This window comes from Gorillibacterium sp. sgz306347, assembly GCF_059735245.1.
In genome coordinates this window covers 109,404-122,225 of the sequence record NZ_JCAPET010000004.1, presented here as the reverse complement: position 1 = coordinate 122,225, position 12,822 = coordinate 109,404, and the positions used below count along the sequence as shown (strand labels likewise).

Sequence of the window (12,822 nt, the reverse complement as noted above, 5' to 3'; positions counted from 1 at the left end):
ACCACTATGTCCCAGTTGAGAGTATGATGGAATTAGTAAATAGTTTCATATACAAGGCCATAGTAGTGGTATTCAAGTCCATGATGAAAGAAACAATGAAGGAGTCACAGGTGCGTCAATCTCAACTATTTGCCAACACATTGCAGGAAGCTCCGGCGGAGGCCGAGGTCGCAAGTCACCAATTGCTGCTTCGGGCGGGCTTTATTCGCCAACTTGCGGCGGGAATCTACACCTACCTGCCGCTGGGCTGGCGTGTTCTGCACAACGTCCAGCGCATCCTTAGCGAAAAGCTGGAGTGCGCAGGATCGGACTTCCGGTTATCGTTATTGGCAAAGATGCGGTCCATGGCAAGGTGGAATACGTTGACCGCTGTACCAACGTCAAGCAGCTCGTTTCAATTGACGAAGCCCTTTCTCGAATATGCGGCATCTCCTAGCCATTCATCTACATCTAGCAAGCGGTTAACTCCCAACACTGCGCGCCGGGTTGCGTCTTATAGAATGAATCGAATTCGGGAGGGGGAAGCGCAGTGAATGAAGTTCAGGCTGAAGAAATGATCCGGCAGCGGAAAATCACGCATCTGGGGTTATTGGATCTCCGCCATGTCCGGTCAGTCGCCGAGCTGGGGGGGGTAACGGAAATTGCTTATGTCGGGACGGTTTTGGTTTCGGATCAGCTTGAGGGGAGCATCCATTCGATTCCGATGCACCATGTGGGAAGTGTGGTCGCCATCCCGCCGGAAAGGAAAGTGAAGCTGGCAGCGGGAGATTTAAAGCTTCGGGGAGAATTTTTGGAGAATGCGGACGGAGACCCGGAGGAGACGCTTCTTGTCTCAGGAGGGCTAACGATCACAACCCCTTTTCAGAAGGTCGGGTACAAATCCGTGATGCTCACCGGCGAGATTTTTGCGCCAAAAGAGTGTGAGCCCGTGCTCGTTTCCGCCATCTCTCAATTATCCGGCGAGCTGTACTTTTACGAACAAGAACCGAGAATTTTCTCCGGGCAGGACCGGTTCGATCATGACTTTTTCGCTTATTTGAAAAATCCGGTCACCCTGTTTTTAAGGGGGGAATTCGGCATTGAGGCTGACGTTGCGCCGGAGCTGCTGCAGGAAAAAGTGTCCGAGGTCTATCTCTGGGGGAATGTTCAAACGGCAACCCGCAAGCAGGCTTCGCTGTTGCTTGCGCTTGCCGTCCAGAAGTATGGCGATATTCGCACGGTGCAGGCCTAGGAGGCGTCCATGAATGATCCTCAGCAAGAGGCATTCTTCAATCAGTTGTATCGTCAGTACCACCGCGTAATCTTTGCCTATCTCCTGGCGCATGTCAGTCATCACGAAACAGCCAAAGACCTGCTTCAGGAAGTGTTTCTGCGGGTCTGGAATCAGAATCATGTCAGCCTTGAGCTCGGGCTTAACGGTTCCCGGAACTGGATCTATCGGATAACCAAAAACCTGGTTATTGATTACTATCGGAGACGCTCGACACAGAACCGGACAAAGGAAAAAGTAATGGCGGAGGCGGCCGCCTACACGGCTGCATCGCGCTCGGCGGAGGACATTTTTGAAGCAAAGGGCCGTATTTTTGATGCAGAGCAAGCGATCCGCCGGCTTCCAGAGGAGCTTTACCGGGTATTTATTCTCCAGGTCATTGGACAAATGAAAAGCTCGGAGATCGGAGAAATGCTCGATTTGCCGGCAGGGACCGTTCGTTATCGGCTTAGCATGGCGCGCAGGCAGCTGCGGCTGGAGCTGGCGCAAGGACAAGGGGAGGGAGCCAGCCATGATGGATGAAATCCGCGAGCAATGGGAAGGGCTTGAGGATGATATGCGCGAGCTCGGCGCGTGGGTTCGCAGCGTTCAGTTGACGGAGCAGGAGGCCGAGTCGATCCGGCGCTCGATCCTCGGGAATGCCTCCGGCTATCGGGATGGTTGGCTGGCGCTGATGACGGCGCGAATTGACCGGGCCATCGCGCGATCCCAACGCAGAATGGAGCAGACGGCGGCAACTCGGTTGCAGATGCAGACGGATCGGATTAACCGCCGGCTGCTCCGGTCAGGACGATAAGCTGAAAAATTTGAATTCGGTAACGAAAAGAGGGTTCCCCGTCATTTACGATGACTTCCGGGGAACCCTCTTTGATTCACTCCATGTTATTTGCTTTTTGCGGTGACGGTATAGAGGTTGCTTTTGGCATCATACGATAGCTTGACCGTTACATAGTAATCCCGCATATAGGGGATGACCGGCTTGATGTTCTTATCAGCCATGCGGAAGGACAGCTTGAATCCGTCCGTCCAGTAGAAGTTTTCCAGCAAATAGGCCCTTAGCTCATCCTGCGATTTCAATTTCATCGGGTCGAGATTCTTGAACAGCTTGGGGTCCGGAACGCCCATAATGGGGGTATGGCCGCTCATAAAGCTAAACCGGTCCTTCAGAAAATACGTATATTTGATTTTGCTGCTGTCGTCATCATCCCAGGTCGCGTCGACGAACAACCATTGCCCGTTGACAAATACGGCATTCCAAGCATGCTGAAGCTCAAAACTGGCTTCATACACACAAGGGATGGATGCGCGCCGGCACAAGTACATGAACAATAACGCGTAATCGCCGCAGACCCCTTTTCCCTTGTCAATGGAGACCAGAATGCTCTCCACCGTCTGCTCGTCCCGCAAATCAATGTCATAAGTAACATGCTTCACCACGTAATCATGAATGGCTTTCACCTTTTGCTGCTCCGTCATATTCGGCTTGATGATCTTGGCCAGGATGGCGTCCAGCTTGGGATTCAGCTTTTTGTTAATGGAATCGGGCTGCATCGTCATCTCGACTTTGTCGCTGGCTTTGACGACCTTCGGTTCTATCACATACTGCAGGCCCGGACCGTAGACGCCTTCTTCGAGATCAAAGAAGGTTACGCCCGTTTTCATCGTAAATTTCACGCCGTTCTCCGGTGTGAACAGCTCAATCACCGCGCCGCCGGTATCCACCTTCATGTATTTTCCGTTTTGTTTGATTTTGTTCAGGGCCGTCCCGTCCAAATAGTTGTCAAGGTATTCGGCAACCGCAGTTTGGTCTTCAAACACCAGATGAATGGTGTTCTTCCCGAGGATGATTTGCGAGGTATTTTCTGCGCTAAAGGGAATATTGTAGCCCCGCAAGCTTCGAAACGGAAAGCGTTCATTGTCCTGGATCGCTTCTTCTTTGGTGTAGCCGGCTTGCGGTTCAAATTTGTCGCTGCGGGTGACCATGCCGCCCGTCAAACTGATGGATACAATGTTCTGGTCGGCAATCGGAATCTTATTGGCATCGGTGATCTTTAACCAATTGTTAAAGCCGGTATCGTAGATCGTACCGTCGACCAAACGCCTTGCCGCCTCCAGCCGGGTCAGCGGTTTGGTCAGGTTCTTGGAGTCATCCAGCATGCCGTGGATATAGGCCAGCTTAACGTAATCGGGACTGTCCGCGGCGACAGCGGGATCTTCAATGACGAAATTCGCGTTTAGCTCCCGCGCCCCAAAGTACAGCTTCGCCAGTTCATCCGAGGTGATCGCGTTCTTAAAGCCGGATGTAAAAGGCTCCGCCAACTCTTCGTAGACGATCTGCTTGGTGATATAATTTTTGAAATCAAGGGAGGGTTCATCGGCAGGATAGTCGAAAAATTCGATTTGCTTTTCCTCTTCCCTGTCTTCGACCGCCCACTTTGCCCAAATGTCGATGCTTTCCAAAAGCTCCTCTACCGATTCCGATCCGTCATACAGAACGCCTTCCGGGTTGAAAATGCTATCATGGACGACAGCCAGCACCCGGGAGGCAACAAGCTTTGACAACTGCCGCTCCACGAATAGCTTTTCCACTTCACCGGGCAGCCGGTTCAGAATATCCGGACCGACCTTGTTCCCCTTCTGAATCGACTGATTCAGGTACCGGTTGATCTTGTTCTTGACCAGCAAATCGGCCGGGCTGACCTGGTCCTTCTCCTTGCCCATCCGGGCGAAGTTGCCGACCAACCCTTTGAAATAATAAAATCCGTCCTCATTCACGTCCAAATAAAAGCTGACCTTCTTGCCTTCCGTGTCCCAGCCATAGCTGCTGCCTTTGGCAAGGAGCATTTGTTGGGCCAGGTGATCCGCTATGCTTTTATATTCCTGCGCGGAAAGGCCCCCCAACTCCTCTTCCTTGATTTCAATCTCCGCCCGGATCTCATTCAGCTTCCGTTCCGCAGCCGCTTTTTTCTGCTGGTCGGTTATTTTCTTCACCGTTCGGGCGACCGGGACTCCCTCATCCTCTCCTTCTTCAATAAGTTCATAGGATTCCAATGGCACAACTTCATCTTTAGGGAACTGCAAAAATTGCTTCTCCATTTGCTGAAAGCTGCTGTTAAGCGCCGGGTTGTGCGAAAAAAAAGACGCAGCCGCAAAAGCGGGACTGCTTGGCAGCACAGTCATCAGGGTCAACAGTATGGCCATGATCAGAACCGAGAGTTTCTTCATGCTGCTTTCGCCTCCTCTTGTTCGTTTTAGGTATGTATTTTCCCAGCATAGGGCGAAAATTCGGAAAATTCTATGATATACTGCCTAAACCCGGTCAAAAGTATGGCGATTTTTGTAAGCTTGCGGACGAGTACGCGAGACGTTGAAACGCAATTTAACAAGCTTGGCTAGTGCCCCATCCAGGGAAGGTTGTTCTCTTTTGGACATTCCGGTTGGTAGGCTCGACATTCCCTTAGCGTCCGCTTTCTTGGCCGAAAAGACGACGGCGGAATGAGCAAGGGAACGAGGATCAGGGAGGGACCGATGATCAGGAAGGACGGATGATCAGGGAGGGACCGATGCAAATAGGTGCGCAACGATTCTTATTTCCAATGACTTTTGCTTTCTAGCGCGAAATAGCGCCGTAGACGCACTTATTCCATACTAAAATGCGATAACCGGAGAAAATGAAAGAATTAATTGATTCTATGCAGCTATTTAGCTAAATTTAACGGAAAACGACGGGATTTGTTGCTTTTTTGCACTTGTTCATCCCTGCAAGCCCGATGCTACCATAGGATGGAAGTTGGGCCGAGACAATGGATCGAGGATTAATCGCGGACCAAGTAAAAGGAAATAGGCTCGGAACCGTCTCCCCCCAATTTGAACCGTCCCTCCCCGTTTAGTAGAATAGAGGTCAAACGGCAACTGGGGGAGGAATGGAAATGAGCGAGGGAGAAAAGCCGCTTAACGAGGAAGCTATAGACGAGACGGAGACGGATGAAGCGCCCGGCTGGGACGCGATCGACGAAGCTGTCGGCAAGCTGTACGGAGATCAGCAGCCCAAGCATTACGGAACGGTTCTTCCTTATATGCTCGGCGGTCAGGACCCGCTGAACGGCATCAGCGCCTACGAGCGTAAAGAGCCGGTGCCGCATTGGCATTTTGTGACCTATGGCTTCTCCGAGCTCTATCAGAAGGAGTCGGACGATCCCGAGGTCAGCGGCTACGGCTTTGAGCTGACCTTCCGGCTGGTGAAGGAGGATGGAGAAGAGGAGCCTCCCGCCTGGGCGATTAATTTGCTGCAAAACATGGGCCGGTATGTCTTCCGCAGCGGCAATGTGTTTCATAACCGGGATTACATGGACGCCAACGGTCCGATTTGCCTGGGCTCGGATACGCGTCTGACCGCACTTGCCTTTCTGACCGACCCGGAGCTTGGCGAAATGGACACCCCCAACGGAAAAGTGGAATTTATTCAAATGATCGGCATCACGGGCGATGAACTGGAAGCGATGCAGACCTGGAACACGTTCGGCGTTTTGGCCGCAGGCGAAGCGCATATGCCGCTTTACATGACGGACCTGAATAGAGACTCCCTTCTCAGCATTCCCGCTGTCGCGGCGGCCGTGGAAGAGGGAAGCGAACGGGAAGGCTCCAACACCGGGTTCCTTTACGTGGACCAGCTTGGCTGGGAGCCCGCCCAAAAGAAGCTGTTCCGCAGCGCACCCGCCATTTTGCGGCTTGGTGCAAAGCAGGCGGGCGTGATCGGCAAGCTCCTGCGCGGACGCATCCTGAAAGACAAACCGCTGTACCTTGTCGGCCCCGAGGTTCGCGTTGTGCTGGAGCCGGGTGAACAGCCCGGTATTACCGAAGGCGAGGAAGACATTCGGCTGTCGCTTAACGAAACGGCCGGCAGCGAGCTGAGCCGCCAGCTTCGGCCGGTCGCGGGCGAGTTTGCACTGGCGTCTTTTCCGGGTGTTCTTTTTCAGATTGTCAAAACGGACATCAAGGACGCTGCGGGCGCGGTGGTCGAAACCATCGGTTGAGCCGGGTACCAATAGCAGGCAAGAGAGAACAGGACCTTTGCTTCCGCACACAAGCGGAGGCAGAGGTCTTTTTGCGTGATTAGGGTTGCCTTTGTATCTGTTAGATATATAATGTATCTGAAAGATATATGGTGATCCGTAGCGGCTGGAAGCCCAAGGCTTCCCGAGGTCGTGACGGATTCATCAAGCAAAGGAGACCGCCATGCCGAAAAGCAGCAGCACCTTGTATGCCGTGTTGGGCGTTTTGTCCAAAGGCCCGTCGTCGGGATACGGCGTTCGCAAGCATTTTTCCGAATCGCTGGGTCATTTTTGGAGTGAAAGCTTTGGACAGATTTATCCGGCCCTCAAAGAGCTGGTCGAACGGGGGTATGCGGAAGAGGAGGCGGATTCCGCCGCGTCTCGGGGAAAGAAGAGCTACCGGATTACCGCCGAAGGAAAAAGCCATCTTCGGGAGTGGCTGGCCGCGCCGGTTCATCCGATCCATTACCGGGATGAGCTGCTGATCAAGGTCTTTTTTGCGGAGCGGGAAGACGGTTCTGCGATTAGCGCCTTGCTGGAACAGGAGCGCGGACACCTGAAACAGTCTTTGACGGACTATCTCGCGCAGGAGCAGTCGGCGTTAAAGCATTTCGGAGCCCGCGAGGAACTGCCCTTGTGGGGCATAACCCTTCGTTACGGCATCTTATCCACGGAGGCGCGGCTCCGCTGGTGCGAGGAATCCATTGCATTGCTGAAGCGGACAGACAAACATGCGGACACAGAGGGGGGAGCGGAATGATGCTCGCCGTTAACGGAACCCGGCTGCATGTTTCCGTGGAAGGAGAGGGAGAACCGATTGTGCTGGTGCATGGCGGATACTCCAATCTGGCCGTTTGGGACGGCCTCGCGCAGTATCTGTCGGCCGGCCGTCGCGTGATCCGTTACGATCAGAGAGGGTATGGCAAAAGCAGCGGAGCGTCGGAGCCTTTTTCGTATTATTTGGATCTGAAAGCCGTTTTGGACGAGTTGGATGTCGCGGCGGCGGACATTGTCGCCTCTTCCTTTGGGGGAAGCGCGGCGCTGGATTTGGCATTGGGTTGCCCGGAACGTGTAAAGCGGCTGATCCTGATTGCGCCATCCGTGAACGGAGCCAAATACCCGTTCAAACTGAAATGGGAAGGGTTCAAGGATTTTATGCGGGTTCGCCGGCTCGGAATCGACGCCGCAGCGAAGCATTTTCTCGACAATCCGTTTTGGCGGTATGTCGTTCCCGAAGAAGAAGAAGCCCGCGCCAAGTTCAAAAGCCAGTACATAGAAAACGCAGGATTTTACGAAAACAAGCCGTCCCTGCACCGGCCGCTCGCCCCCCTTGCCTACGGCCGGCTGGAGGAAGTGCGCGTTCCGGTTCTGGTGATCGAGGCGGAGAACGACCTGCCGTTTAACCGCGACATTTGCGCCGCTGTCCTTAAGCAGATTGCGGGAGCGGAAAGAACCGTCATCCCGAACAGCGGCCACTATCCGCATTTGGAGCGTCCGGCGGAATGCCTGGCGGCGATTGAACGTTTCCTTGCCCGCTAACCGGATCAACCGCCGCAAAATGCGGGCTGCGGCGTAAAAAAGGTTACCGACGCTTGACTCTTCCGTAACGTATGATTGTAAAGTGGGGTCAAGAAAAGGGGGATGCGCATGAAAATGAAGGACGTGTGCCGGTGGACGGGACTGACCGAGCGGACGATCCGGTTTTACACGGAGGAAAAGCTGATCGAGCCTGCGGTTACGGAACGGGCCGGCAGAAAGTACGTGGAATTTTCCGAGCGGGACGTGGCCGAGCTGAAGACGGTGGCGGACCTGCGGAAAGCGTTTTTTAGCCTGGAGGAGATCAAAACGCTGAAGGCGTCGCCGGACCGGATGGCCGAGGTGCTGGAGGTGTACAAAAAGCGGATCGCCGGAGATGCGCTGGCCAAAACGGCCATCCTTCACGCGCTGGAAACCGTGCGGACGGATACGCTGGAGGACATGCACGCGCTCGCCGCCCGTTTGGGAACGGCCGCCGCCGGGCTGCCGCTGCCGCAGAGGGACGTCGAGCCGGATTTCGGGCGGTTCGATCCGGAGTCTCCCGAGGAAAAGGAACGGCTGGTGCAGGAATACCGGGAGCGCCGGGAGCGGATGTACCGGCTGGGAAAAACGGCGGTGTACGCGATCGCCGTCGTAAACGTCGGCTTTGCTCTTTTGAATGCGATTTTTGATTTTGGGCTGCTTCGGCTGATCCTGCAAATCGCGCTTTCCGTGGCACTGGTACTGGGCGTGTCCTGGGTGCGGTATTGGTTTGCAGCTGCCGCTGCGATAGAACTTCTGCTTATTTTCAGGCTTGTTACCAGCGGGCTTTTGTTCGAAGCGCCACCGTTACTCATCGTCTGGGTGATCGGCGTATCCGTATTTTCCGCTGCATCTGCCGTTTTGTTGTTCAAAAGCGAGGCCGTAAGCGAGTTTCTCTACGGTCAGAAGCACGGCTGATCCGGTCTTTCCGTCCCCGCGCACAGCCTTCCCGTACACCGCTGCCCCCGTCCAGGAGGCATACCCCGCTCCGGTTTGCTATGGTACACTGGAGGAAACGGACAAAACTGCCGGGGAGGAACCGATGATCAAGCTGGTGTCGTGGAACGTAAACGGGCTTCGGGCCTGTATGAACAAAGGGTTTGCCGATTATTTCAAGGCGTCGGGCGCGGATATTTTCTGCCTTCAGGAGACGAAGCTGCAGGAGGGCCAATTGGAATTGGCGCTGGAGGAAAACTACCGGCTGTACTGGAACTATGCCGTTAAAAAAGGCTATTCCGGCACGGCCGTTTTTACCCGGATCGAGCCGCTTTCGGTTCGCTACGGCTGGAGCGACGAGACGTGGACGGAGGACGAGGGGCGGCTTATTACGCTGGAATTCGAGTCGTTTTACCTCGTCAACGTTTATACGCCAAACGCGCGGCGGGATCTTTCGCGCCTTGCGCTGCGGATGGAATGGGAGGACCGGTTCCGGGCTTATTTGCAGGAGCTGGATGCCGTCAAGCCGGTTGTCGTTTGCGGCGACCTGAACGTGGCGCACAAGGAAATCGACCTGAAAAATCCGAAGCCGAATATCGGGAACGCCGGGTTTACCCAGGAGGAGCGGGACAAAATGACGGCGCTTCTGGAAGCCGGGTTTGTCGATACGTTCCGCCATTTTTATCCGGACCGGACGGATGTGTACAGCTGGTGGTCTTACATGCCGAAGGTGCGGGAGCGAAATGTGGGCTGGCGGATCGACTATTTCCTGGCCTCGGAAAGGCTGCGTCCGCACCTGGCCGGCGCCGGCATCGAGTGCGGCATTTTGGGCAGCGATCACTGTCCGGTCGTGCTGGAGCTGGACTTTGACCAAGCCGCGGGCGATGACTCCGCCGGTGCGGGGACGACGGGCGCTGCCGGACAGGAGGCGGCTGAGCAAGAGGCGGCTCCGTCCGCAGAGCAAGGGTCGTCGGTCGAGCGAGAAGTGGCCCCGTCCGCGGAGCAGGCGTCGGCGGGAGCGGCTGCCGGGGGGCCGGGGATTACCCTGCGCCGGCTTGATGCGCTTGCGGCGGAGCAGGCCGCCGCGCTGTCGCATCTGCTGGCGGAGGTGGTGGCGGACGGCGCGTCGGTCGGCTTTTTGCCGCCGCTTTCGCTTGCCGAAGCCGCCGCCTATTGGGAAGGCGCGTCGGGCGACGGCGTCGTGTTTTGGCTGGCGGAGCGGGACGGCCGCCCGGTCGGCACGGTGCAGCTTCAGCCGGCCGCCAAGGCGAATGGTAGCCATCGCGCGGAGATCGCCAAGCTGATGGTTCACCCCGACGCGCGCCGGCTCGGCATCGGCCGGATGCTGATGCTTGCGGCGGAGGAAGAGGCGCGCCGGCTCGAGCGGACCTTGCTGGTGCTCGATACGAGAGAGGGCGACCCTTCCAATGTGCTGTACCGCTCGCTGGGCTATACGGAAGCGGGACGCATTCCCGGCTATGCCCGTTCCGCCGACGGAAAGCTGGACGGCACGGTCTTTTACTATAAAAACCTTTGAAAATAGAGGCCGCAAGGCGAGGAGAATCGTATCGCTCACCCGCGGTTGAAAATATGCCGGATTCCTCACCACTTTGCCGCGCTTATGCTATAATAAGAAAAATTCACGGACGGCCGGATTGCGCCGGCGCAGGTATGGGGGTCGAAGCATGAAGTTTATCAGCACTAGAGGACAGGTGGAAGCAAAAGGGTTTTTGGACACGTTTCTGATGGGACTCGCGGACGACGGAGGCCTGCTCGTCCCGGCGGAAATTCCGGCCGTGCCGGAAGCGACGCTGGAAGAATGGAAGAAGCTCAGCTACAAGGAGCTGTTTTTAAACATCTTTTCGCTGTATACGAACGGCGAGATTCCGGACGAGGATCTGAAGGCGATGGTCGACCGGAGCTATGCGAGCTTCCGCCATCCCGAGGTGGCGCCAGTCCGCAAGCTTGGCGGCGATCTCTATGTTCTGGAGCTGTTCCACGGGCCGACGTTTGCGTTCAAAGATGTGGCGCTGCAATTTATGGGCGAGCTGTATTCCTACGTTTCGGTCAAGCACGGGAAGACCATTCACATTTTGGGCGCCACCTCCGGGGATACCGGCGCGGCGGCGATTCAAGGCGTACGCGGCAAAGAAGGCATCCGCATCTGTATCCTTCACCCGCACGGGATGGTCAGCAAAGTGCAGGAGCTGCAAATGACGACGGTCGACGACGCCAATGTGCTGAACCTGTCGGTCAAAGGCAACTTCGACGACTGCCAGAAGATCATCAAGGACTTGTTCGGCGATCTGGCCTTCAAGGAAGCCCATCACCTGCGGGCGATCAACTCGATCAACTTTGTGCGCATTCTGGCCCAGGCGGTCTATTATTTCTATTCGGTTCTGCGCGTGCTGGATGAAAATCCGGGCGGAAAAATCAACGTCAGCGTGCCCTCCGGGAATTTCGGGAACATTTTCTCGGGCTATCTGGCCAAACGGATGGGGCTCCCCATTCACAAGCTGATCATCGCCACCAACGAAAACAATATTCTCGAGCGGTTCGTCGAGACCGGAGAGTACAAGCCGGGCGGGTTCCGCAACACGCACAGCCCTTCGATGGACATCCAGGTGGCGAGCAACTTCGAGCGGTACCTGTACTACCTCGTCGGAGAAGACGCGGCGAAGGTATCCGCCATCATGGCGCAGTTTGCGGCGGAAGGCCGGATCACGGTAAGCGCCGAAGAGCTGCGCAGGGTGCAGGAGGATTTCAAAGCGTACGGAGTCAAAAACGGCGAATGCCTGGAGCAAATCCGGCAGACGGCGGTCGAGAACGGATATTTGGCCGATCCGCATTCCGCCTGCGGGTTGGTCGCGGGTCGGGTTCATGCCGCGCCGGACGAGATTACCCTGTCCTTCGCCACGGCTCATCCGGCCAAATTTGACGAAGCCATCCGCCTGCTGGACATCAAGCAGGAATTTCCGGCGGAGATCGAGCGGCTGTTCGCGCTCCCCCAGCACCAAACCATCATCGAGCATGACAAGGATGAAGTGGTGCGGCAGCTCGAAGGGTTTTACAAGCTGGCCCGCTCGAATGGCTGAGCCGCCACTAAACTCGCAGCCCGCTTGTGCAATTGAATAAAGGTAGAGCAGCAGAAGAGGCTGTCCCGAAAGTCAGAACAAAAGCTGACCAGGGGCAGCCTCGCTGCATCTCATTATCCGTTACAGGCGAATGATACGGACGTCCCCCGCCCCGATCTTTCGATAGAGACGGATATTTCTGCATAAATGCAGTATTCTCGGAAGCAAAAGCGCCTTTTTCTGAAAATGCTGCTATTGTGCAGGATATTTTCGACTCTAAAGCCGAATCGCCTCCAAAGGGCAGATGAATGCTGCATAAACGCAGCATAGCCCCCAAATTCGTCCTTTGCGCCCTTGAAATAATGTATATTTGCAGCATTTCACCCGTTAGGGTCAGCAACGGGGGGCTATCGCCTCCGGCAAGTTGAGAGAGGCAGGTGAACACCAGCATCGGACGCCAAACCGGTGCGGGAAGCGACGCGCGTTGCCGGAAGCCGCTCCGGCGTTACGCGCGGTGCGGGAAGCGACGCGCGTTGCCGGAAGCCGCTCCGGCGTTGCGCGCGGTGCGGGAAGCTGAGCGCGTTGCCGGAAGCCGCTCCGGCGTTGCGCGCAGTGCTGGAAGCCACGCGTGTTGCCGGAAGCCGCTCCGGCGTTGCGCGCAGTGCTGGAAGCGACGCGTGTTACCGGAAGCCGCTCCGGCGTTGTGCGCGGTGCGGGAAGCTGAGCGCGTTGCCGGAAGCCGCTCCGGCGTTGCGCGCAGTGCTGGAAGCCACGCGTGTTGCCGGAAGCCGCTCCGGCGTTGCGCGCAGTGCTGGAAGCGACGCGTGTTACCGGAAGCTGCGTCCGGCACTTTTTAGTCGGCTGGTTGAGTAGTCCGTTTTTTTGGCGGCGGAAACGGAAACGGAACCTTCTCCAATGCCAGGCGCTTGAGCAA

General features: G+C 56.1%; 10 protein-coding genes and 2 pseudogenes. 11 read left to right on the top strand and 1 reads right to left on the bottom strand.

All coding sequences use genetic code 11. The annotated features are described in order from the left end of the window. Positions 1 to 110: 110 nt before the first annotated feature. The 4 genes and pseudogenes from AC6I6H_RS04200 to AC6I6H_RS04185 form a co-directional block, all read left to right on the top strand. Positions 111 to 308: pseudogene (locus AC6I6H_RS04200) on the top strand (proline--tRNA ligase); the annotation flags it as partial. A 221-nt stretch (positions 309 to 529) separates the two neighbouring features. Continuing rightward, a complete protein-coding gene (locus AC6I6H_RS04195; protein WP_497951725.1) occupies positions 530 to 1,231 on the top strand; it encodes a hypothetical protein in 702 nt (233 codons plus the stop codon). A 9-nt stretch (positions 1,232 to 1,240) separates the two neighbouring features. After that, a complete protein-coding gene (locus AC6I6H_RS04190) occupies positions 1,241 to 1,792 on the top strand; it encodes an RNA polymerase sigma factor (protein WP_497951721.1) in 552 nt (183 codons plus the stop codon). Further along, positions 1,782 to 2,066, top strand: a complete 285-nt coding sequence (locus AC6I6H_RS04185) for a hypothetical protein (protein ID WP_497951716.1) — start codon at positions 1,782 to 1,784, stop codon at positions 2,064 to 2,066. The genes AC6I6H_RS04190 and AC6I6H_RS04185 overlap by 11 nt, the downstream gene beginning before the upstream one ends. A gap of 86 nt (positions 2,067 to 2,152) precedes the next feature. On the opposite strand, the gene AC6I6H_RS04180 is transcribed toward AC6I6H_RS04185, so the two are convergent. Further along, on the bottom strand, positions 2,153 to 4,495 hold the full coding sequence (locus tag AC6I6H_RS04180) for a transglutaminase domain-containing protein (RefSeq protein WP_497951710.1): 2,343 nt from the start codon (positions 4,493 to 4,495) through the stop codon (positions 2,153 to 2,155). Positions 4,496 to 5,199: 704 nt separating this feature from the next. Between AC6I6H_RS04180 and AC6I6H_RS04175 the strand changes: the two genes are divergently transcribed. The 7 genes and pseudogenes from AC6I6H_RS04175 (at position 5,200) to thrC (ending at position 11,909) form a co-directional block, all read left to right on the top strand. After that, on the top strand, positions 5,200 to 6,303 hold the full coding sequence (locus AC6I6H_RS04175; RefSeq protein ID WP_497951706.1) for a suppressor of fused domain protein: 1,104 nt from the start codon (positions 5,200 to 5,202) through the stop codon (positions 6,301 to 6,303). Positions 6,304 to 6,505: 202 nt separating this feature from the next. Then, on the top strand, positions 6,506 to 7,081 hold the full coding sequence (locus AC6I6H_RS04170) for a PadR family transcriptional regulator (protein ID WP_497951702.1): 576 nt from the start codon (positions 6,506 to 6,508) through the stop codon (positions 7,079 to 7,081). Further along, a complete protein-coding gene (locus AC6I6H_RS04165) occupies positions 7,078 to 7,860 on the top strand; it encodes an alpha/beta fold hydrolase (protein WP_497951698.1) in 783 nt (260 codons plus the stop codon). Before AC6I6H_RS04170 ends, AC6I6H_RS04165 begins: the two co-directional genes overlap by 4 nt. Before the next feature lie 108 nt (positions 7,861 to 7,968). After that, entirely contained in the window at positions 7,969 to 8,796 is an 828-nt protein-coding gene (locus AC6I6H_RS04160; RefSeq protein ID WP_497951693.1) for a MerR family transcriptional regulator, read from the top strand. 127 nt (positions 8,797 to 8,923) lie between these two features. Beyond that, positions 8,924 to 9,679, top strand: a pseudogene (locus AC6I6H_RS04155) (exodeoxyribonuclease III); the annotation flags it as partial. Continuing rightward, positions 9,665 to 10,351 carry a GNAT family N-acetyltransferase gene (locus AC6I6H_RS04150; protein WP_497951867.1) on the top strand — a complete coding sequence of 229 codons (687 nt, stop codon included), beginning with the start codon at positions 9,665 to 9,667 and terminating at the stop codon, positions 10,349 to 10,351. The pseudogene AC6I6H_RS04155 and the gene AC6I6H_RS04150, both read left to right, overlap by 15 nt. Positions 10,352 to 10,499: 148 nt before the next feature. Next, the gene (gene thrC, locus AC6I6H_RS04145) at positions 10,500 to 11,909 is read left to right on the top strand and encodes a threonine synthase (RefSeq protein ID WP_497951691.1); all 1,410 of its coding nucleotides are present in this window, start codon (positions 10,500 to 10,502) and stop codon (positions 11,907 to 11,909) included. Positions 11,910 to 12,822 lie beyond the last annotated feature (913 nt).